Source organism: Streptomyces yamdrokensis, assembly GCF_053890455.1.
This window is the reverse complement of sequence record NZ_CM132679.1, coordinates 6353273-6378179: the sequence shown is the minus strand read 5'-3', so window position 1 is coordinate 6378179 and position 24907 is coordinate 6353273. Positions and strand designations below refer to the sequence as shown.

The following is a 24907-nucleotide window of genomic DNA, read 5'->3' as shown; positions in this document are numbered from 1 at the left end:
CCATTGTCCGCCTTCCGGAGCCGATGCGACAGTGCTCGGAATTGACCAACATCGGCCATGTCCGGTCGCGGAATTCAACCGCCGGGATACCTGCCGCACACACACTGCGCAATCCCTGCCAAGGCGATCCGCTAGAGGTGGAAGAGAATCATGCTCGCTGGTGACGGAGTACCGCTTACGTCCGCGCAGTCGGGAATCTGGTTCGCCCAGCAACTCGACGCGTCGAATCCGATCTACAACGCCGGCGAATACCTGGAAATTCACGGGTCCGTCGATGTTGCGGTATTCGAGGCCGCGCTGCGGCAGGTTGTGGCCGAGGCGGAGAACCTGCGCGTCACCTTCGTCGAGACCTCCGACGGACCTCGCCAGTACGTCCACCCGGACCCTGAGTGGCAGCTGCGGGTCATCGACGTGAGCGGTGAGGCCGACCCGCGGGAGGCCGCCGAGGCATGGATGCGTGCGGACCTGGCGCAGCCTCAGGACCCGTCGGCCGGGCCCCTGTTCCTCTTCGTGCTCTTCCGGGCCGCCGGCGACCGCTGGTTCTGGCTGCACCGTTACCATCACCTGCTCGTCGACGGGTTCACCGTGGCACTCGTCGCCGGACGCGTCGCCGAGGTCTACACCGCCCTGCTGAGCGGCGGGACGAGCGAGAACCCCTTCGGTTCCCTGGACGACCTCGTGGCCATGGACGCCGCCTACCGTTCCTCGGACACCTTCGACGCCGACCGCGCCTGGTGGGCGGAGAAACTGGCCGGGCGACCCGAGCCGGTCAGCCTTTCCGCCAAGGAACCCACGGCCGCCCGCGGCCTGCTGCGCCGCACCGAGTACCTGAACGCCGGGGCGACCGAGAAGCTCCGTGACGCGGCCCGCGACGCGGGAGTGCCGTGGCCCTGCATGATGACCGCCGCCGTCTCGACCTACCTGCACCGGCTCACCGGCGCGGAGGAGGTCGTGCTCGGCCTCCCCGTCACCACCCGGCTGGGCAAGGCCGCCCGCGGCGTGCCCGGCATGGTCTCCAACGTCCTGCCGCTGCGGGTTCCGGTGAGTCCGGCCGACACGCTCCCCCAGCTGCTGGAACGGATCTCCCGCGAGATGCGCGGCGCCATGAGGCATCAGCGCTACCGCTACGAGGACCTGCGCCGCGATCTGCAACTGCTCGGCGGCAACGAGCGTCTGACCGGTCCCCAGGTCAACATCATGATGTTCGACTACGCCCTCACCTTCGGCGAGCACCGGGCGACGGTCCACAACCTCTGCATCGGCCCCGCCGACGACCTGTCGGTCATCGTCTACGACCGCACCGACGGCCAGGGGCTGCAGATCGACTTCGACGCGAACCCGGAGCTCTACTCCGAGCGCGAACTCGCGTCCCACCTGGAGCGCTTCGCCGGGTTCCTGGCAGAACTGGCCGAGGCCCCGGCCGACCGGGCCGTTGGCGCCCTCGACGTGGCCACCCCGGCGGAGCGCGACGTCGTCCTGGCCGCCGGTGTGGGTGCGGTGGTGGACCGGGCCGGCAACGACGGACCGTCACTGGCGGAACTGTTCGAGGACCGCGCCGCCGGCACACCCGACGCCGTCGCCGTGGTCTGCGGCGACCGGACCGTCTCCTACCGCGAGCTGAACACCACCGCGAACCGGCTGGCACGCCGCCTGGTCACGGACGGCGCCGGACCCGGCCGGTTCGTCGGACTGGCCCTGCCCAGATCCGTCGAACTCCTCACCGCTCTCCTCGCCGTCATCAAGTCCGGCGCCGCCTACGTCCCCATGGACCCCGACTACCCCGCCGACCGCCTCGCCCACATGGTCGCCGACTCCTCCCCCGCCCTCGTCGTCACCACCACCGGCGTGGACCTCGCCGGCCTCGACTGCGGCGACGCCACCGTCCTCGTCCTGGACGACCCCCACGTACTGTCCCACCTCAACGCCCTGCCGGACGGCGACCTGTCGGACACCGAACGCGGCGGCCTGCTCCGCGCCGGCTCCGCCGCCTACGTCATCTACACCTCCGGCTCCACCGGCCGCCCCAAGGGCGTCATCGTCCCCCACGGCAACGTCGTCCGGCTGTTCTCGGCGACCGACCACTGGTTCGGCTTCGGACCCGACGACGTGTGGACCCTCTTCCACAGCTACGCCTTCGACTTCTCCGTATGGGAGATCTGGGGCCCGCTGCTGCACGGCGGCCGCCTCGTGGTCGTACCCTTCGAGGTCTCCCGCTCACCGGAGGACTTCCTGACCCTCCTGGCCGACCAGAAGGTCACCGTCCTCAACCAGACACCCTCCGCCTTCTACCAGCTGATGCGCACCGACGCCGAACACCCCGACCCCGGCGCACGACTCGCACTGCGCTACGTCGTCTTCGGCGGCGAGGCCCTCGACCTCCGACGCCTCGAGGACTGGTACGACCGCCACCCCGACAACGCCCCCCGCCTGATCAACATGTACGGCATCACCGAAACCACCGTCCACGTCACCCACCGCGCACTGGACCGGCTGACCGCCAAGTCCGCCGCGGGCAGCCTCATCGGCCGGGGCATCCCCGACCTCGGGGTACGGGTGCTGGACTCAGCCCTCCGGCCCGCCGCGCCGGGTGTCGTCGGTGAGATGTACGTGGCGGGCGCGGGTCTGGCCGACGGCTACCTAGGCCGGCACGCCCTGACCGCCGAGCGCTTCGTCGCCGACCCCTACGGCCCGCCCGGCACCCGCATGTACCGCACCGGCGACCTGGCACGCTGGGACCACGACGGTGAGCTGGAGTACCTCGGCCGCGCCGACCACCAGGTCAAGATCCGCGGCTTCCGCATCGAACTCGGCGAGATCGAGGCCTGCCTCGAGTCCCACGAGGACGTCGTCCAGGCGGCCGTCGTCGTCCGCGAGGACCGGCCCGGCGACAGGAAACTGGTGGGCTACGCCGTCATGGCCGACGGCCGGGACAGCGATCAGGCCGCGCTCCGGGACCACCTGGCCGCGCTGCTGCCCGATTACATGGTGCCGTCGGCGTTCGTCGCGCTCGACGCCCTGCCGCTGACCTCCAACGGCAAGCTCGACCGCAAGGCGCTGCCCGCCCCCGCGGTGGTCGCCCCCACCGCCGGCCGTGCCCCGGCCACCCCGACGGAGGAGACGCTCTGCGCCGTCTTCGCCGAGGCGCTGGGTGTACCCGCCGTGGGCCCGGACGACAACTTCTTCGACCTGGGCGGCGACTCCATCGTCTCCCTCCAGATGATCGCCCGCGCCCGCAGGGCCGGACTGCGGCTGACCACCCGCGACGTCTTCAAGCACCGCACCCCGGCCGCCCTGGCGGCCGTCGCGGCCACCGGCCCGGCGGCCGTCGGGCCGGTACGGGACGAGCCCGTCGGCCCGCTCGTCGCCACCCCGGTCGTCCACTGGCTCGCCGGCCGCGGCGGCCGCATGGACCGCTACCACCAGTCCACCCTCGTCCAGGTCCCCGCCGGTCTGCGGCAGGAGCACCTCACCGCGGCCCTGCAGGCACTGCTGGAGCGCCACGACGCCCTGCGGACGCGTGCCGTGACCACCGGAGACGGTGGATGGACCCTCGAGGTGGCCCCGGCGGGATCGGTCGAGGCACGGGACACCCTGCGGCGCGTCGGTGTCCCGGACACGGCCGCCGGCCTCCCGTCGGAGCTGCTCGACGAGCGGGCCGACGCCGCCGTCGCCGAACTCGCCCCGTACGACGGCGTGATGCTGCGGGCGGTGTGGTTCGACGCCGGGGACGAGGCTCCCGGACGGCTGCTGCTGGTCGCCCACCACCTCGTGGTCGACGGTGTCTCCTGGCACATCCTGCTGTCCGACCTCGCGGAGGCATGGCAGGCCGCCGCTGCCGGACGCACCCCCGCCCTCCCCCCGTACGGAACCTCCTTCCGGACCTGGGCCCGCGAGCTCCAGCAGTTGGCCCACCGCCCCGAGCGGGTGGCCGAGGCCGAACTGTGGCAGCACCTCGCCTCCGGGCCGGACCCGCTGCTGGGCAGCCGTGCCGCGGACCCGGTGCGGGACACGGCGGCGACGGTGCGCTCGCTCGCGGTGTCGCTGCCGGCCACGGAGACGTCGGCGCTGCTGGGCGAGGTGGCACGGATGTTCCGCGCCCGTGCGCACGAGGTGCTGCTGGCGGGACTCGCGCTGGCGGTGCCGAGGTGGCGCCGGGCGCGTGGCGTGGACACCACCGAAGTGCTGCTGGACGTGGAGGGGCACGGCCGGGAGGACGTGCTCGACGGGGTGGACGTGTCGCGGACGGTGGGCTGGTTCACCAGTCTGTTCCCGGTCCGTCTGGACGCCGGCGGGGAGAACGCCGGGGAGGCGTTGAGCCGCGTCAAGGAGCAGATGCGGGCGGTGCCGGACAACGGCATCGGTTTCGGTCTGCTGCGTCATCTGCACCCGGTGGCGGGGGCCGCGCTCGCCGGCCTGCCGGCCCCGCAGATCGGCTTCAACTACCTCGGCCGCGTCGGTGGTGCGACGGGCGGCGACTGGAGCCCGGTGGCCGGGGAGCGGGCGCTGACGGGCGCCGACGATCCGTCGATGTCCGTGGCACACACCGTCGACCTCAACGCGTACACCCAGGAGACCGCCGAGGGCCCGGTGCTCACCGCCGTGTGGAACTGGGCCGGCGGCCTGCTCACCGAGGCTGAGGCGGGCGCCCTGGCCGGCCTGTGGTTCCAGGCTCTGCGGGAGCTCGTGGACGCGTCCTCGCACCCCGGAGCGGGCGGCTTCACCCCCTCCGACGTGCCGCTGGTACGGCTCACCCAGGAGCAGATCCGGAGCATCGAGGCCGCGCACCCGGCGACGGCGGACATCCTCCCGGTGACGCCGCTCCAGCAGGGACTGCTCTTCCACACCCTGTTCGACGAGGGCGGTCCGGACGTCTACACCGTCCAGTTCCTCTACGACCTGGAGGGCCGGCTGGACGCCGCGGCCCTGCGGGGCGCGGCCGAGGAGATGCTGCGCCGTCACCCCTGTCTGCGCGCGGCCTTCCGGCTCGACGGGCTGGACCATGCCGTCCAGGTGATCCCCGAGTCGGTGGAACTGCCCTGGGTGGAGAGGGACCTGCGGCACCTGGACGCGACCGAGCAGCAGACCGTCCTGGACCGGATGCTGCAGGAGGACCGCGCCGGCCGCTTCGACCTGGCGGCCCCTCCGCTGATGCGCTTCCTGCTGGTCACGCTCGCCGACGACCGGCACCGGCTGGTCTTCACGCACCACCACGTCCTGCTCGACGGCTGGTCCATGCCGCTGTTCGTACGGGAACTCCTCGACCTCTACGCGGGCCGGACCCCGGACCGCACCCCGCCCTACCGGGACTACCTCGGCTGGCTGGCCGAGCAGGACGCGTCCGCCACGGCGAGCGTCTGGCGCGAGGCGCTCCAGGGGCTCGAGGAGCCCACCCTCCTCGCCCCCTCGGTCCCCGACCGGCAGCCGGTCATGCCCGACCAGTTGCTGACCGACCTGCCCGCCGATCTGACCGCGCGGCTCCTGGACACCGCACGCGAACACGGCCTCACCCTCAACACCCTGCTCCAGGGTGCCTGGTCCGTGGTGCTGAGCCGGCTGACCGCGCGCGACGACGTCGTCTTCGGAGGTACGGTCTCCGGCCGGCCGCCGCAGGTCCCCGGTGTGGAGTCGATGGTCGGCCTGTTCATCAACACCCTGCCGGTGCGGGTCCGGATCGTGCCCGGGGAGAGCGCCGTCGCGTTCCTGACCCGGCTGCAGGACGAGCAGACCCGGCTGATGGAGCACCAGCACCTCGGTCTCGCCGACGTTCAGCGGATCGTCGGGATCGGTGAGCTCTTCGACACCATCACCGTGCTGGAGAACTACCCGCTGGACCCGGCGCAGCTGCGGGTGCCCGGCCTCGCCGTCACCGGCATCGACGGCCGGGACGCCACGCACTACCCGCTGAGCCTCGCCGTGATGCCCGGCGAGCGGCTGCACCTGCGGATCAACTACCGGCCCGACCTGTTCGACGCCGATGCCGTCCGGCAGTTGGTGGGTCGCTTCCAGGCGGTCCTGGAGTTCTGGGCGGACCGTCCGCAGGAGCCGGTGGGCCGGATCGACATCCTGCCCGCGGCCGAGTACGAGCACCTGGTCCGCGGCGTCAACAGCACCGCGCGTGACGTCCCGTACGACACCTTCCCGCACCTGTTCTCCGCGCAGGTCACCTCCGCCCCCGACGCCCCGGCCGTACGCTTCGGCGACCGGGTGATGACCTACGGGGAACTGGACGAACGCACCGACCGGCTCGCGGCCGTGCTGGCCGGCCGGGGTGTCGGCCCCGAGCAGATCGTGGCCGTCGCGGTGCCGCGTTCGGCGGAGCTCGTCGTGTGCGTGCTCGCCGTCCTCAAGGCGGGTGCCGCGTACCTGCCGGTCGACCTCGACTATCCGGCCGACCGCGTCGCCTACATGCTGAAGGACTCCCGGCCCACGCTGGTCATCACCACGTCGGCGGCGGCGGACGCGATCCCCGGTGACGTACCGCGGCTCCTCGTGGACCGCCCGGACGACCTCGCCGGGCCCGTCGCGCCCGTTGTCCCGGCGGACGTCACGAGCCCCGCGTACGTGATCTACACCTCCGGTTCCACCGGCCGCCCGAAGGGCGTGGTGGTCTCCCACTCCGGTGTGGCGAGCCTGATCACCGCCCACATCGAGCGCTTCGAGGTCGGACGGGGCTGCCGTGTGCTGCAGTTCGCCTCGCCGTCGTTCGACGCCGCGTTCTGGGAGCTGACGATGGCGCTCCTGTCCGGGGCCGCCCTGGTCGTGGGCACCGCGGAGGAGCTCACCCCCGGCCCGGCCCTGGCGGAGTTCGCCGCACGGCACCGGGTCACCCACGCGACGCTGCCGCCGGTGGTCCTCGGGGCCGCCTCCCCAGGCGACTTCTCCTCGGTCTCGACGCTGGTCGTCGCGGGTGAGGCCACCGCCGGTGAGATGGTCGAACGCTGGTCGGCCGGCCGCCGGATGGTCAACGCCTACGGCCCGACCGAGACCACGGTCTGCGCGACGATGAGCGCCCCCCTCGGCGGCGGCGGACTGCCGCCCATTGGCGGTCCCGTCGTCAACGCCCGGGTGTACGTCCTGGACGCCCACCTCCGTCCGGTGCCGCCCGGCGTCGCGGGCGAGCTGTACATCGCCGGAGCCGGTCTGGCCCGCGGGTACCTGGGGCGCCCGGACCTGACGGCCGACCGCTTCGTGGCCGACCCGTTCGGCGCACCGGGCACGCGGATGTACCGCTCGGGCGACGTCGTGCGCTGGAATCACGACGACCAGCTCGAGTTCCTCGGCCGGGTCGACCACCAGGTGAAGGTGCGCGGTTTCCGGATCGAGCTGGGCGAGATCGAGTCCGTGCTCACCGCCCTGCCGCAGGTCGCCCAGGCCGTCGTCGTGGTGTGTGAGGAGTCCGGCGGCCCCCGCAGGCTGGTGGGCTACGCGGTACCGGCCGAGGGCGCAGCGACCGACCCCTCGGAGCTCCGCTCCGCGGTCGCTCGCGAACTTCCCGACCACATGGTGCCCTCCGCCGTCGTCGTGCTGGAGGCGCTTCCGCTGACCCCGAACGGCAAGCTGGACCGTGCGGCACTGCCCGCCCCCGGGACCTCCGCCGACACCGGCCGCGCCGCCGCCACGGAGCGGGAGAGGATCCTGTGCGAACTGTTCGCCCAGGTGCTCGGCCTGCCCACGGTGGGAGCCGAGAGAAGCTTCTTCGAGCTGGGCGGCGACTCCATCGTCTCCATCCAGCTCGTCTCCCGGGCCCGTGCCCGCGGCCTCGTCATCACGCCGCGCGAGGTCTTCGTCCACCGCACCGCCGCCGCCCTGGCGGTCGTCGCCCGCACCACCGAGGGCGACACCCTGGAGGGTGCCGCCCCGGAGAACGCGGACGACGGCCTCGGCCCGCTGCCGCTCACCCCGATCATGCACTGGCTGCGCACCAGGCCCGGCACCGTCGACGCCTTCAGCCAGTCCGTGCTGGTGCGGACCCCTGCCGGTGCGACGGAGCAGAACCTCGCCGCCGCTCTCCAGGCCGTGCTCGACCGGCACGACATGCTGCGGGTGAGGCTGACCCGTCGTGGACCGCTCTGGGGTCTGGCAGTGGGCGACCGCGGCAGCGTCACGGCAGCGTCCGTACTCTCCCGTGTCCCCGCGGACGGTACGGGGGACGAGGCGTTCGGGAAGCTCGTCGCCGAACACGCGGCGCAGAGCCGCGCCGCGCTGGCGCCCGAGGAAGGCGCCGTGCTCCGGGCCGTCTGGTTCGACGTCGGTCCGGACACGGCGGGCCGGCTGCTGCTGACCGTGCACCACCTGGCCGTCGACGGGGTGTCCTGGCGGATCCTGCTGCCCGACCTGTCGGCCGCCTGGGACGCCGTCCGCGCGCAGCGCGCCCCGCGCCTTCCGGCCGTCGGCACCTCCTACCGCCGCTGGGCCGAGCAGCTCACCACCCTCGCCCAGGAACCGGAGCGGCTCGACGAGCTCGGTTTCTGGACCGACATGCTCGCCGTGCCCGACGCACCGTTCGGCGACCGGCCGCTCGATGCCCGCCGGGACACCGTCGCCACCGCCCGCAGCCTCTCGCTGACCCTCCCCCCGCAGGCCACGGCACCGCTGCTCACCAGCGTGCCCGCCGATTTCCGCACCGGTGTCGGCGAGGTCCTGCTCGCCGGTCTCACCCTCGCCGTCACCGAGTGGCGCCGCCGCCGCGGCCACGACACGGCCGCGGGAGTCCTGATCGACCTGGAGGGCCACGGCCGCGACGAATCGCTGACCGGTGCGGACCTCTCCCGTACCGTCGGCTGGTTCACCAGCCTGCATCCCGTGCGCCTGGAAGCGGACAGCCGGCAGGACCCCGCGGAGACCGTCAAGCGGGTCAAGGAGCGACTGCTGGCCGTCCCCGACGGCGGTGTCGGCCACGGACTGCTGAGCCACCTCAACCCACAGACGGCGATGCTGCTGCACGGCCTGGCGGCTCCGCAGATCGGCTTCAACTACCTGGGCCGCTTCGGCGCCCTGGGGGACGGGGACTGGGCCCCGGCGGGTGACGCGGGTGTGATCGGCGGCGGCGCCGACGACGACATGGCCATGCCCCACGTCATGGAGATCAACGCCGTCTCTCAGGACGGCCCCGAGGGGCCGCACCTCGTGGCCACCTGGACCTGGGCCGGCGAGGTCCTGGAGGAGGCCGCGGTCCGCGAACTGGCCGAGCTGTGGTTCGAGGAACTGCAACTCCTCGCCGCCCCGACGGGTCCGACCGGTCCGGCCGGCGGCCTCACCCCCTCCGACCTGCCGCTCGTCTCCCTGGAACAGCACCACATCGACATGCTGGAGGCCGACCGGCCCGGCCTCGCGGACGTCCTGCCGCTGGCCCCGCTCCAGGAGGGCCTGCTCTTCCACAGCCTGCTGGACGACCGGGCCCCGGACGTGTACAACGTCCAGCTCCACATGGACCTCGCCGGTCCCCTGGACGTCGCGGCGTTGCGCTCCGCGGCCGCCGGGCTCCTGGCCCGGCACCCGAACCTGCGGGCCTGCTTCCGCGAGGACGGGCTGCCGCACGCCGTGCAGCTCGTGCCGAACTCGGTGGAACTGCCCTGGACCGACATCGACCTCGTCCACCTCGGCGAGGCGCAGCGCGCCACCGAGCTCAGCCGGGTGATGGAGAGCGACCGGACCGCACGGTTCGACGTGACCACCGCACCGCTGATCCGCTTCACCCTCGTCCGGCTCGGCGCCGAGCGCCACCGGCTCCTTCTCACCAACCACCACATCCTGCTCGACGGCTGGTCGATGCCCGTCCTGCTCGAAGAGCTGTTCGCGCTCTACGAGACCCGTGGGGACGCCTCGGCGCTGTCTCCGGCCCCGGCCTTCGCCGACTACCTGACGTGGCGGGCCGGACTGGACGACGAGCCGGCGACACGTGCCTGGCACACCGCGCTGGACGGGCTGGAGGAGCCCACCCTGCTCGTGCCCGGGTCCGCCGACGCCACCGTGACGCCCGGCCGGGTCTCCCGGTGGCTCTCCGAGGAGTCCACGGCCGAACTGGCGGCCCTCGCCCGCAGGCACGGCTTCACCCTCAACACCCTGGTCCAGGGCGTGTGGGCGCTGACGCTCGCCGGGCTCACCGGCCGGCAGGACGTGGTGTTCGGCGCCACGGTCTCCGGTCGTCCCCCGGAGGTCCCCGGCATCGAGTCGATGGCCGGTCTGTTCATCAACACCCTGCCCGTCAGGGTCCGGCTGCGTCACGACGAGACCGTCGCGGAGCTACTCACCCGTCTGCGGGCAGAGCAACTGGAGCTGATGGACCACCAGTACCTCGGCCTGTCCGAGATCCAGCGCATCGCCGGTCACGGCGAACTCTTCGACACGCTGGCGGTACTGGAGAACTACCCCCTGGACCCGGAGAAACTGCGGGCCCCCGGGGCACTGGACGTCACCCACATCGACGGCCGCGACGCCACCCACTACCCGGTGACCTTCGTCGTTCTGCCGGGTGAGCGGCTGGAGTTCCGCCTCAACCACCGGCCGGAGCTGCTGCCGGCGGACCGGGCCGAGGCCATGGCCGACCGGCTGACGGACCTGCTGGCCCGTGTCACCACCGAACCGGACCTCCCGGTCGGCCGGCTGGACCACACCACCGAGGCCGAGCGTGAGCGCGTCCTCCACACGTGGAACGGCGCACGCCGCGCGATCGAGCCCCGGACGTTCCCGGCGTTGTTCGAGGCGCAGGTGGCCCGTACCCCGGACGCCCCGGCGGTCGTGTCCAACGACGGTTCGCTGTCGTACGCGGAGCTGAACGAACGGGCCAACCGGCTCGCCCACCACCTCATCGGGCGGGGCGTGGGTCCGGAGCGGATCGTCGCCCTGCTGCTGCCGCGCTCGGTGGACATCGTCGTGGCCCGGCTCGCGGTGATGAAGGCGGGCGGCGCGTACGTGCCGGTGGACCCGGACTACCCGGCCGACCGGATCGCCTACATGATCGACGACGCCCGGCCGTCCCTGCTGCTCACCGTTCACGCACACGCCGACCGCGTACCGGATGTGACGGCTGCCGGCCGGGTGGTCCTGGACCAGCTGGACCTGGACGCCGAGCCGGTCACAAACCCGGTGGACACCGACCGGCCGGCCCAGCTGACCGTGGGTCACCCGGCGTACGTGATCTACACCTCCGGTTCCACCGGCCGTCCGAAGGGCGTGGTGGTCTCCCACCAGGGCCTGGCCACCTTCGCGACGGTGCTTTTTGAGCGGTGCGCGGTCGGTCCGCGCAGCCGGGTGCTGCAGTTCTCGTCGCCGAGCTTCGACGCCTCGGTGCTCGAACTCTGCATGAGCCTGCCGTGGGGCGCGGCCCTGGTGGTCCCCCCGCCCGGCCCGCTCGCCGACGAGGCACTGGGCCGGGTACTCGCGGACCGCGCCATCACACACGCGCTGATCCCGCCGGCGGCACTGGCCACCGTCCCCGCCATAGACCTTCCCGACTTCCAGACGCTGATCGTGGGCGGCGACGCCACCGACGCCGCCCTGGTCGACCGCTGGGCACCCGGCCGCCGCATGGTCAACGCCTACGGCCCGACCGAATCCACCGTCGTCGCCACCCTCAGCGACCCGCTCACCGCCGACGCCGGCTCGGCGCCGCCCATCGGCACCCCGATCGACAACACCCGGGTGTACGTGCTGGACGCGGCGCTGCGTCCGGTCGCCCCGGGTGTGGCGGGAGAGCTCTACCTCGCCGGCGAGCAACTGGCCCGCGGCTACCTGGGGCGGGCGGCGCTGACCGCGGAACGCTTCACGGCCTGCCCGTACGGTGAAGCGGGCAGCCGCATGTACCGCACGGGAGACCTGGTCCGCTGGGGCTCCGACGGGGCTCTGGAGTACCTGGGCCGCGCCGACGACCAGGTGAAGCTGCGCGGCTTCCGGATCGAACTCGGCGAGATCGAGTCCGTGTTGGTGTCCCACCCGGCGGTCGCGCAGGCGGCCGTCCTGGTCCGTGAGGACCGGCCCGGCGACAAGCGGCTCGTCGCCTACACCGTCCCCGGCGCCACCCCCGCACCGGACGCCGGTGCGCTGCGTGCCGCGCTCTCCGCCGCGCTGCCCGCCCCCATGGTGCCGTCGGCCTTCGTCACCCTCGACGCCCTGCCGCTCACCCCCAACGGCAAGCTGGACCGCAAGGCCCTGCCCGCGCCCGAGGTCACCGCCGGCGCCGCCGGTCGCACTTCGCGCGCTCCGCGCACACCGCGTGAGGAGATCCTCTGCGCCCTGTTCGCCGACACTCTCGGCGTGCCGGAGGTCGGCCCCGACGACAGCTTCTTCGAACTCGGCGGGCATTCGCTGCTCGCCACCCGTCTCACCGGCCGCATCCGGGTGGCGCTGGGCGCCGAACTCCAGGTGCGTGCCCTCTTCGAGGCGCCGACCCCGGCCGGCCTCGCCGCTCTCCTGGACGGCGGCACCGTGACCCGGCAGGCGCTCGGGCTCATGCACCGGCCCGAGGCGGTCCCGCTCTCGTACGCGCAGCAGCGGCTGTGGTTCCTCGGCCGTTTCGAGGGTCCGGGGGCGACCTACAACATCCCGCTGGCGCTGCGGCTCACCGGCTCGGTGGACGCTGCCGCGCTGGGCGCGGCCCTGCGGGACGTGGTCGGCCGCCACGAGGCGCTGCGCACCGTCTTCCCCGACACCGACGGCGTGCCGCACCAGCGCGTTCTCGACGCGGACGACACCCGGGCCGAATGGACGGTCGTCGACGTGAACGCGGACGGGCCCGGCCTGGACGCGCTCCTCGCCGAGCAGGTACGGCGCAGCTTCGACCTGGCACGGGATCTGCCGCTGCGGGTGACGCTGTTCCGGGTCGGTGAGCAGGAGCATGTGCTGCTGCTCGTGCTGCACCACATCGCCGCCGACGGGTCCTCGCTGGCCCCGTTGACGCGTGATCTGTCGGGGGCCTACGCGGCGCGGTGCCGCGGTGAGGTACCGGCCTGGAGCGAGCTTCCGGTGCAGTACGCGGACTACGCGTTGTGGCAGCGGGAGGTCCTCGGTTCGGAGAGCGACCCGACGAGCGTGGTCTCGGGCCAGCTGGAGTTCTGGCGCCAGGCGCTGGCGGGGCTGCCGCAGGAGTTGTCCCTCCCGGTGGACCGGCCGCGTCCGGCTCACGCCTCCTACCGCGGTGACGTGGTGCCGTTCGTGCTGGACGCCGAGGTGCACGCGGGACTGGCGGGACTGGCGCGGGAGTCCGGCGCGAGCCTGTTCATGGTCCTGCAGGCCGCGGTCGCGGTCTGGCTGGGCAAGCTCGGCGCGGGCACGGACGTGCCCCTGGGCACCCCCGTCGCCGGTCGCACCGACAGCGCGCTGGACGACCTCGTCGGCTTCTTCGTCAACACGCTGGTGCTGCGCACCGACGCGTCGGGCGACCCGACCTTCCGTGAACTGCTGGGCCGCGTACGGGAGACCGACCTGGAGGCCTACGCCCACCAGGACATCCCCTTCGAGCGGCTCGTCGACCTGGTGAGCCCGGAGCGCTCGCTCTCCCGTCACCCGCTCTTCCAGGTCATGCTCACCCTGGACAACGACGCGAGCGGGAACCTCGCCCTGGCCGACGTCGACGCGGAGATCCTTCCGCTGGGCACCGGTGCGGCCAAGTTCGATCTCGCGCTGAGTTTCGGTGAGCGCAAGGTCGACGACGGTTCGCCGACGGGGCTGGACGGGTTCGTCGACTTCGCCCTGGACCTGTTCGACCGGGGCACGGTGGAGGCTTTCATCGGCCGGCTGGAGCGGGTGCTCCGGGCGGTCGTGGCCGACCCCGACGCCCGGGTCAGCACCGTGGACATCCTGTCCGCCGAAGAACGCACCGACATCCTGACCACCTGGAACGACACCACCACCCCGGTCCTCACCGGGACCCTGCCCGAGCTGTTCCAGGCGCAGGTGGCCCGCACCCCCGCCCACACCGCCCTGGCCGACGCGGGCGGCGAGACCCTCACCTACGGCGAGCTCAACCAGCGCGCCAACCGACTCGCCCGCCACCTCATCGGCCACGGCGCCGGACCCGAGCGCGTGGTCGCCCTCGTCCTGCCCCGCTCCGTCGAACTCCTCGTCGCGGAACTGGCCGTCCTCAAGACCGGCGCCGCCTTCCTGCCCATCGACCCGGCACACCCCGCCGAACGCATCGCCTACACCCTCGACGACGCCCACCCCGTACTCGTCCTCACGGGCCGGACCGACATCCCGGACGCGACGACGGGCGCACGCACCGTCCTGCGCATCGGCGAGCTCCCCCTGGACCATCACGCAGCCGACGACTTGACGGACGCGGACCGGTTGTCGCCGCTGCGTGCGGCCCACCCGGCATACGTGATCTACACCTCGGGTTCGACCGGACGCCCCAAGGGCGTCGTCGTCTCCCACACCGGCATCGGCAACCTCGCCACCGCCCAGATCGAACGCTTCGCCATCACCCCCCACAGCCGCGTGCTGCAGTTCGCCTCACCCAGCTTCGACGCCTCCATCTCCGAGGTCTTCTCCACCTGGCTGAACGGCGCCACCCTGATCACCGCCACCACCAACCACCTGCGCCCCGGCCCCGACCTCGCCCACACCACCCGCGACCTGCACGTCACCCACGCCACCATCCCCCCCGTCGCCCTCGCCGCGATGGAACCCACCGACCTGCCCACCCTCACCACCCTCGTCACCGCCGGCGAAGCCGTACCCACCCAGGTCGTCGAAGCCTGGGCACCCGACCGCCGCATGATCAACGCCTACGGCCCCACCGAAACCACCGTCTGCGCCACCATGAGCACCCCCCTGCCGGGTACGCAGTCGGGTGCCGTGCCGATCGGCGGACCAATCGCCAACACCCGCGTCTACGTCCTCGACAAGGGTTTGCGTCCGGTGGCTCCCGGTGTGGTGGGTGAGTTGTACGTGGCCGGACCCGGCCTCGCCCGCGGTTACCTGGGCCGCCCCGACCTCACCGCCGAACGCTTCGTGGCCTGCCCCTACGGCACACCCGGCGAGCGCATGTACCGCACCGGCGACCTCGTCCGCTGGACCCCGACCGGCGACCTCACCTACCACGGCCGCACCGACCACCAGATCAAACTCCGCGGCCACCGCATCGAGCTCGCAGAGATCGAAGCCGCCCTCCGCAACCAGAACGCCATCCGCCAGGCCGCCGTCACCGTCCGCGAGGACCGCCCCGGCGACCGCCGCCTCGTCGCCTACATCACCACCCACACCAACACCCCCACCGACCCCATCGACTCCGCAACGCTCCGCGACACCCTCCGCGCCGACCTGCCCGACCACATGGTCCCCGCCGCCATCATCACCCTCGACACCCTCCCGCTGACCGTCAACGGCAAACTCGACCGCACCGCACTCCCCGCACCCACGTACGGCAGCCCCTCGGGCGCCGGCCGGGCGCCCTCGGGGCCCGTGGAGACCACGCTGTGCGCGATCTTCGCCGAGGTGCTCGGTGTGGAGACCGTCGGCGTCGACGACGGCTTCTTCGACCTCGGCGGCGACTCCATCGTCTCCATCCAGCTCGTCGCCCGCGCCCGCAAGGCCGGGCTCGCCCTCACCGCCCGCGACGTCTTCCAGCACCGGACCGTCGCCGCGCTCGCGGAGGTCGCCGAGGCCGCCCCCGCGCACGCGACGGAGAACCCGGACGCGGGCATCGGCCCTGTGGACACCACCCCGATCGTCGCCTGGTTCTCCGAACTCGGCGGCCCCACCGACTGGTTCAGCCAGTCGATGCTGCTGCAGATCCCCGCGGGAACACGTCAGGACCAGCTCACCGAGGCGATACAGGCACTCCTGGACCGTCACGACGCACTGCGCAGTCGTCTGCACCGCCGCGCCGACGGCTGCTCCCTGGAGGTGCGTCCACGCGACGAGGTCCGGGCCGGCGCCCTGATCCGGCGTGCCGACGTGCTCGGCATGAACGAGGCCGCCCTGCGGGAGACCATCGCCCGGCACCACGACATGGCGCAGGCCGCCCTCGCCCCCGAGGACGGCGTCATGCTGCGGGCCGTGTGGTTCGACGCCGGGGACGAGACTCCCGGACGGCTGCTGCTGACCGCCCACCACCTCGTGGTCGACGGTGTGTCCTGGCGCATCCTCCTGGGTGACCTGGCCGCCGCGGATGCGGCCGTCGCCGCGGGCCGTCGGATCGAGCTCGACCCGGTGCCGACCTCGCTGCGCACCTGGGCCCGGGAGCTCACCGCTCACACGGCGGAGCGCACCGGCGAACTGCCGTTCTGGGAGCGGACCCTGTCCGGACCCGATCCGTTGCTGGGCGACCGTCCCGCCGACCCGGCCCGCGACACGATGGGGACCGCCCGGTCGCTGTCGGTGTCGCTGCCGGCCCGGGTGACCTCGGCGCTGCTGGGCGAGGTGTCCCAGGTGTTCCACGCCCGGGCGAACGAGGTCCTGCTGGCGGGGCTGGCACTGGCGCTGCCCAGGTGGCGCCGGGCCCGTGGCCTCGACGGTGACGAGGTGTTGCTCGACGTGGAGGGGCACGGCCGGGAGGACGTCCTGGCCGGCGTGGACGTGTCGCGGACGGTGGGCTGGTTCACCAGCCTGTTCCCGGTGCGTCTGGACGCGGGCACCGACGGTGTCGACGCCGCGGTGAAGCGGGTCAAGGAACAGCTGCGGGCGGTGCCCGACAACGGCATCGGTTTCGGTCTGCTGCGCCACCTCGACCCCGAGGCGCGGTCCGTGCTCGCCGAGCTGCCCGTTCCGCAGATCGGTTTCAACTACCTGGGCCGCATGGGCGGCACCGCCGGGCCGGCCGACTGGGCCCCCGCCGCCGAGTCGGACCTGCTGGTGGGTACCGGCATCGCCGACGAGGCGATGGCCGTACCGCATCCGCTGGAGATCAGCGCCGTCGTCCTCGACGGGCAGGACGAGGGTCCCGAGCTCACCGTCACCTGGGTGTGGGCCGAGGGCCTGCTGGACGAGGCCGCCGTCAGGGCGCTCTCGGCCGACTGGTTCGACGCGCTGCGGGAGATCGCCGCGCACGCCGCCCTGCCCGGAGCGGGCGGCTTCACCCCGGCCGACCTGCCGTTGGTGGAGCTCAGCCAGGAGCAGATCGACCGGATCGAGGAGGCGCACCCCGCGCCGTCCGACATCCTGCCGGTCGCGCCGCTCCAGGAGGGGCTGCTCTTCCACGCGATGTTCGACGAGGGCGGTCCGGACGTCTACAGCGTCCAGTTCTCCTTCGGGCTGGACGGGCCGCTGGACGCCGGTGCTCTGCGGACCGCCGCCGAGTCGCTGCTGGCGCGCCACGACAACCTGCGGGCCGCGTTCCGCATGGACATCGCGGACCGCCCGGTCCAGGTGATCCCCGCCGGCGTGGACCTGCCCTGGCAGGAGGCCGACCTCAGTGGCCTCGACGAGGACGCGCAGCGGGCCGGGGTGGAGCGGATCCTCGCCGAGGACCGCGCCACCCGCTACGACCTGTCCGTCGCGCCCCTGCTGCGCTTCACCCTCGTGAAGCTGGCCGACGAGCGCCACCGGCTGGTGTTCAGCAACCACCACGTCCTGCTCGACGGGTGGTCCATGCCGATCGTGTTCGGCGAACTGTTCACCCACTACGCCCAAAACATCGGCGCCGACCGCGACCTGCCGCGCGTCACCCCGTACCGCGACTACCTGGCCTGGGTCGGCGAGCAGGACCGCGCCGTGGCCCTGGACGCCTGGCGGAGCGCGCTGGGCGGAGTGGAGGAGCCGACGCTGCTGGTCCCGGACGATGCCGCGGCCCGGGGCACGGGCCATGAGGCGGAGGTGCCGCAGCAACTGCCCTTCGAGCTGTCGAAGGAACTGACCGCGCGGCTCCAGGAGTGGGCCCGCCGGTCCGGACTGACGCTCAACACCGTGGTGCAGGGTTTGTGGGCGGTACTGCTGGCCCGGTTGACGGGACGGGACGACGTGGTGTTCGGCGCCACCGTCTCCGGCCGGCCGCCGGAGGTGCCCGGCGTCGAGTCGATGGTCGGCCTGTTCATCAACACGGTGCCGGTGCGGATCACCGTCGACCCGGCGGAGACCGTCTCCGCCCTGCTGACCCGGGTACAGGCCGCGCAGAGCGGGCTGATGCCGCACCAGCACGTGCAGCTCTCCGAGATCCAGGGCCTCGTCGGCATCGGTGACCTCTTCGACACCCTCACCGTGTTCGAGAGCTATCCGATGGACGCCGGAGTGCTGGAACTTCCCGGCACCGGGCTGCGGGTGTCCGACGTCGACGGCGCGGACGCCACCCACTACCCCGTCACCCTCGCGGCGCTGCCCGGGGATCGGCTCCGGCTGCGACTGGAGTACGCTCCGGGCCGCTTCCCGCAGGACCGCGCGCAGGCCCTGGCGGCCCGGCTGACCGGGCTGTTCGAAGCGGTGGCCGAGGACCCGGACCGTCCGGTCGGCCGACTGGACGTGCTGACCGCGAAGGAACGGGAGACGGCGTTCGCCGGCGGGAACGCGCTCATGCGCCCGGTGCCCGGGCACCCCGTCCAGACGCTGCTCGAGAACCTGGCCGCCCGCACACCCGACGCGACCGCCGTCGTCTTCAACGGCACCACGCTGACCTGCTCGGAACTCAACGAGCGGGCCAACCGGCTGGCCCGGCTGCTCATCGGGCGGGGCGTCGGCCCGGAGCGGATCGTCGCGCTCGCGCTGCCGCGCGACCCGCAGGTGCTGGTCGCGATGTTCGCGGTACTGAAGGCCGGTGCCGCGTTCCTGACGGTGGACCCCGGGTTTCCGGCGGACCGCATCGCCTACCTGCTCCAGGACTCCGCGCCGACGGTGGTGCTGACCGACAGCGAGGGGGACACCCGCTTCACGGCCGATGGTCTCGGCGCGGGCATCACACGCCTGGTGCTGGACACGGAGGAGACCGGCCGGGAGCTGGCCGCCGCCCGCCCGCAGGACGTGGTGGACGGTGACCGCACCGCGCCACTGACTCCCGCCGCCCCGGCGTACGTCATTTACACCTCGGGCTCGACCGGCCGCCCCAAGGGCGTGGTCGTCCCGCACCACAGCCTGGTCAACCTGTTCCTCGGTCACAAGGAGACGCTCTTCGACCGGCACGCGCGGGCCGAGAGCCCCGAAGGCCGCTTCCGGGTGGCGCTGACGGCCGTGTTCTCCTTCGACACCGCCTGGGACGGCGTGCTGTGGATGCTCGACGGCCATGAACTCCACCTGGTCGACGACGACACCCGTCGCGATCCGGAGGCTCTGGCCGGCTACATCGACCGGGAGCGCGTCGACTTCCTCGACCTCACCCCGGCGTTCGCCGGGCAGCTGGTGGAGGCGGGCATGCTGGCCGACGGCCGGCACCACCCGGCGGTGCTGATGCTCGGCGGCGAGGCCCTCGGCCCCGACCTGTGGTCGCGTCTGCGTGCCGCCCCGCGCACCACCGCGTACAACTTCTACGGCCCGACCGAGGCCACCATCGACAGCGTCTTCCTGCCGCTGTCGGAGAGCGAGAAGCCCCTGGTGGGCCGGCCGGTGCGCAACACCCGGCTGCACGTCCTCGACGGACACCTGCAGCCGGTCCCACCGGGCGTGACCGGTGAGCTGTACCTCGCGGGCGACCAGCTGGCCCGCGGGTATCTGGGCCGCCCGGACCTGACGGCCGGCAGCTTCGTGGCCAACCCCTTCGGGGAGCCCGGCTCCCGCCTGTACCGCACCGGCGACCTGGTGCGGGCCACGGCGGACGGACTGCTGGAGTACCAGGGCCGGACCGACGACCAGGTCAAGGTCCGCGGTTTCCGCATCGAGCTCGGCGAGATCGAGTCCGCGCTGACCGCCGGTCCCGACGTGGCCGCGGCCGCCGTCGTGGTCCGTGAGGACACCCCCGGTGTCCGCCGCCTGGTCGGTTACGCGGTCCCGGCCGCCGGCGCCGCCCCGGAGCCCGCGGTGCTCAGGGAACAGGTGGGGCGGACCCTGCCCGAGTACATGGTCCCCGCGGCCGTCGTCCTGCTGGACGCGCTGCCGCTGACGGCCAACGGCAAGCTCGACCGCAAGGCGCTGCCCGCACCGGACTTCTCGGCGCAGGCGACGGGCCGTGCGGCGGGCAACCCGGTCGAGCAGGCACTGTGCGCGCTCTTCGCCGACGTGCTCGGACTGCCCGAAGTCGGGGTCGACAGCAGCTTCTTCGACCTCGGCGGGGACTCCATCGTCTCCATCCAGCTCGTCGCCCGCGCCCGCGCCGCCGGCCTGGTGTTCTCCCCGAAGGACGTCTTCACCCACCGGACCGTCGCCGCCCTGGCGCCCGTGGTCCGCGAGGCGAAGGACACCCCCGCCGAGGACCCGGACGCCGGTATCGGCACCCTGCCGGCCACCCCCGTCATCCGCTGGCTCCAGGAGCACGGCGGGGCCACCGAGGGGTTCGTCCAGTCGATGCTGGTGCAGGTGCCGGCCGGACTGGGCCTGGAGCACCTGACCACGGCCGTCCAGGCCGTGCTGGACCACCACGACACGCTGCGCATGACCGTGACCCGCGGCGAGGGCGACGCGCCCTGGTCGCTGGAGATACCCGCCCGCGGCAGCGTCCCGGCCACCGAGGCCGTCGTCCGTGTCCCCACGGGCGGCTTCACCGATGCGGACCTGGAGGCACTGATCGCCGCCGAGGCGGAGGCCGCGTGGCGCGCTCTCGACACGGCCGCCGGACGGATGCTCCGGGTGGTCTGGTTCGACGCCGGACCGTCGGCCCCGGGCAGACTGCTGATCACCGCCCACCACCTGGTCGTCGACGGCGTGTCCTGGCGCATCCTGCTCCCGGACCTCGCCGCTGCCTGGCAGGCCGCCGCCGACGGCGAGCAGCCGCGCCCGGCACCGACCGGAACCTCCTTCCGCCGCTGGGCGCAGCGCCTCACCGAGGCAGCCGCCGAGCGGGAGGACGAGGTGGAGCTGTGGCTGGAGATGCTGTCCGGGGAGGAGGCGCCTCTCGGCGCACGTCCGCTCGCGGAGTCCGACACCGCGGCCGGAGCGCGCTCGCTCGTCCTGACCCTGCCCGCCGACCGCACCGAGCCGCTGCTCACCGACGTCCCGGCCGCGTTCCACGGAGGGGTCGACGACGTACTGCTCACCGGACTCGCTCTGGCCGTGGCCCAGTGGCGCCGCCGCCGGGGTCTCGGTGAGGACGGAGCCGTCCTCGTCGACCTCGAGGGCCACGGCCGCCAGGACGTGGTCGAGGGCGCCGACCTGTCCCGTACGGTCGGCTGGTTCACCACCGTGTACCCGGTGCGACTCGACCCCGGACAGCTCGACCGGGACGAGGTGAGGACCGGCGGCGCGGCGCTGGGACGCGCCGTGAAGCGGGTCAAGGAGCAGCTGCGAGCCGTGCCGGACCGCGGCATCGGTCACGGCATGCTGCGCCACCTCAACCCGGCCACGGCCCCCCTGCTGGCCGAGTACCCGGACCCCCAGATCGGTTTCAACTATCTCGGGCGCGTCGGTGCTCCGGGCGCCGAGGGCCGGGACTGGGCCGTGGCACCGGAATCGGCCGCCCTGACCGGAGCCGCCGCCGGCGATCCGGACACCCGACTGGCACACGCCATCGAAATCAACGCCCTCGTCAGGGACCTTCCCGAAGGTCCCGAACTCAACGTCACCTGGACCTGGCCCGACGGGCTGTTCCCCGAGCGGGACATGCGGGATCTGGCGGACAACTGGTTCGACGCCCTCGACGCGCTGACCCGGCACGCCGCCGCTCCGGAGTCGGGCGGCCACTCGCCGTCGGACATGCCACTGGTGAACCTGTCGCAGGCACAACTCGATCTTCTGGAAAGCACGTGGAGGAAGTCGTCATGAATGGTGCGGGACTTGAGGACGTCCTCCCCCTGTCACCGATGCAGGAGGGCATGCTGTACCACGCCCTGCTCGACGAGCAGGAGCTCGACGTGTACGGCGGTCAGATCGCCTTCGATTTCGAGGGCGCCCTGGATGTGGCGGCCCTGAAGGCGGCCGCCGCCGCCCTGCTCCGGCGGCACGCGAACCTGCGCGCCGGATTCCTGCACGAGGGGTTCGACAAGCCCGTGCAGATCATCCCCCGCGAGGTGGAGCTCCCCTGGCAGGAGATCGATCTGACGGACGTGGCGGCCGAGGACGAGCCGCACCGCCTCGAGGCGCTCATGGTCGCCGACCGGGCCCAGCACTTCGACCTGACCGCGCCGCCGCTGGTGCGCTTCAGCCTCGTACGGCTCTCGGGCCGGCGGTTCCGTTTCGTGCTGGCGAACCACCACATCCTGCTCGACGGCTGGTCGATGGCGATCATGCTGCGGGAGCTGTTCGTCCTGTACGCGCAGGGCGGTGACGACACCGGGCTGCCGCGGGTCACTCCGTACCGCGACTACCTCGCCTGGGCCGCCGCCCAGAACCGCGATGAGGCGGCGAAGGCGTGGGGCCGGGCCCTTGCCGGGGTCGAGGAGCCCACCCTGCTGGCCCCGGCCGCCCAGGCCGCCGCCACCGAGCCCCCGCACTACCACCACCACGAGCTCTCCGAGGAACTGACCGCGGCCGTCACGGCCCTGGCCCGCCGTCACGACCTCACCGCCAACACCGTGGCGCAGGCCTCCTGGGGCGTCCTGCTGGGCCGTCTCACCGGCCGGGACGACGTGGTGTTCGGCAGCACCGTCTCCGGCCGCCCGCCGGAGATGGCCGGCATGGAGAACATGGTCGGCCTCTTCATCAACACCCTGCCGGTCCGCGTCCGCCTGGACGCCGGACAGTCCGTCGCCGACCTGCTGCGCCGTCTCCAGGACGAGCAGTCGGAGCTGATGGACCACCAGCACTACGGCCTCTCCGACATCCAGTCCCTCCTCGGCGGTGGCGAACTCTTCGACACCATCACCGCGTTCGAGAGCTACCCGGTCGACACCGACAGCTTCTCCGAGCCCGCCGACGGCCTGCGCGTCACCGGCGTGCACACCACCGACGACAACCACTACCCGTTCAGCCTGGCGATCCTCCCCGGCGAGCGGATGCGGTTGCGCATGGGCTACCGCCCGGATCTCTTCACCGCCGGGCAGGTGGAGCTCATCGGCCTGCGGCTCCAGCACATCCTGGAAAGTTTCACCGCCGCCCCCGAGCAGCTCCTGGGCCGCCTCGACGTCCTCACCGGTGCGGAACGGGAGCGGCTGCTGCGGGCGTGGCGGGGTGCCCGGCCCGAGGCGCCCGCCGCGACGTTCCCGGCGTTGTTCGAGGCGCAGGTGGCCCGTACCCCGGACGCCCCGGCGGTCGTGTCCGACGACGGTTCGCTGTCGTACGCGGAGCTGAACGAACGGGCCAACCGGCTCGCCCACCACCTCATCGGGCGGGGCGTGGGTCCGGAGCGGATCGTCGCCCTGCTGCTGCCGCGCTCGGTGGACATCGTCGTGGCCCGGCTCGCGGTGATGAAGGCGGGCGGCGCGTACGTGCCGGTGGACCCGGACTACCCGGCCGACCGGATCGCCTACATGATCGACGACGCGGCACCGGTGCTGGTCGTGACGACCGGCCACGAGGCGGACCGTGTGCCCGAGTCCACGGCTGCCGGCCGGGTGGTCCTGGACCAGCTGGACCTGGACGCCGAGCCGGTCACAAACCCGGTGGACACCGACCGGCCGGCCCAGCTGACCGTGGGTCACCCGGCGTACGTGATCTACACCTCCGGTTCCACCGGCCGTCCGAAGGGCGTGGTGGTCTCCCACCAGGGCCTGGCCACCTTCGCGACGGTGCTTTTTGAGCGGTGCGCGGTCGGTCCGCGCAGCCGGGTGCTGCAGTTCTCGTCGCCGAGCTTCGACGCCTCGGTGCTCGAACTCTGCATGAGCCTGCCGTGGGGCGCGGCCCTGGTGGTCCCCCCGCCCGGCCCGCTCGCCGACGAGGCACTGGGCCGGGTACTCGCGGACCGCGCCATCACACACGCGCTGATCCCGCCGGCGGCACTGGCCACCGTCCCCGCCATAGACCTTCCCGACTTCCAGACGCTGATCGTGGGCGGCGACGCCACCGACGCCGCCCTGGTCGACCGCTGGGCACCCGACCGCCGCATGGTCAACGCCTACGGCCCGACCGAATCCACGGTGGCGGCGACGCTCAGTGAACCGCTGGTCGCGGGCACGGGTGTCCCGGCCATCGGCCGGGCCGTCGACGGTACGAGCGTCTTCGTGCTGGACGCGGCGCTGCGTCCGGTCGCCCCGGGTGTGGCGGGAGAGCTCTATCTCGCCGGCGAGCAGCTGGCCCGCGGCTACCTGGGGCGGGCGGCGCTGACCGCGGAACGCTTCACGGCCTGCCCGTACGGCGGTCCGGGTGAGCGCATGTACCGCACCGGTGACCTGGTGCGGTCCTCCGAGGACGGGACGCTGGAGTATCTGGGGCGCGCCGACGACCAGGTCAAGCTGCGCGGCTTCCGGATCGAACTCGGCGAGATCGAGACCGCGCTCACGGCCTGCGCGGGTGTCGGCCGGTCCGTCGTGCTGGTCCGTGAGGACCGGCCCGGCGACAAGCGGCTCGTCGCCTACACCGTCCCCCGCGACGTCCAGGGCCCGCCGGTCGAACCCCGAGCGCTGCGCGAGCAACTGGCCGCCACGCTCCCCGAGTACATGGTGCCGTCGTCCTTCGTCGTGCTCCGCGAACTCCCGCTCACCGCCAACGGCAAGCTGGACCGCAAGGCGCTGCCCGCGCCCGAGGAGGCGGCCGGCGGTGTGGGCCGTGCCCCGCGTACCCCGCAGGAGGAGATCCTCTGCGGCTTGTTCGCCGAGATCCTCGGCCGCCCGTCCGTCGGGGTGGACGACAGCTTCTTCGACCTGGGCGGCCACTCCCTCCAGGCCACCCGCCTGGTCAGCCGCGTGCGGTCCGCGTTCGACGCCGAGCTGCCGCTGCGCAGCCTCTTCGAGTCGGCCACCCCGGCCGGGCTCGCCGCCCTCCTCCAGCGGTCCGCGGACGGCCGGCCGGCCCTGGAGTCCCGGCC

At 72.9% G+C, this 24907-nt stretch carries 2 protein-coding genes (1 of these 2 only partly in view); both read left to right on the top strand.

Annotated elements, in window-relative coordinates; genetic code table 11:
• Positions 1-150: 150 nt before the first annotated feature.
• Complete coding sequence (locus ACWZEH_RS28135) at positions 151-21771, top strand: non-ribosomal peptide synthase/polyketide synthase (protein WP_456193871.1); 21621 nt, start codon at positions 151-153, stop codon at positions 21769-21771.
• On the top strand, positions 21768-24907 hold the start of the coding sequence (locus tag ACWZEH_RS28130) for an amino acid adenylation domain-containing protein (protein ID WP_456193870.1). The gene runs 11281 nt beyond the window's last position; 3140 of the gene's 14421 nt are visible here — the first part of the coding sequence; the start codon lies at positions 21768-21770; the stop codon falls past the right edge of the window. Before ACWZEH_RS28135 ends, ACWZEH_RS28130 begins: the two co-directional genes overlap by 4 nt.

Coding starts and splice junctions, on each gene's coding strand:
- ACWZEH_RS28135 (WP_456193871.1), top strand. CDS start 151: ATGCTCGCTGGTGACGGAGTACCGCTTACGTCCGCGCAGTCGGGAATC.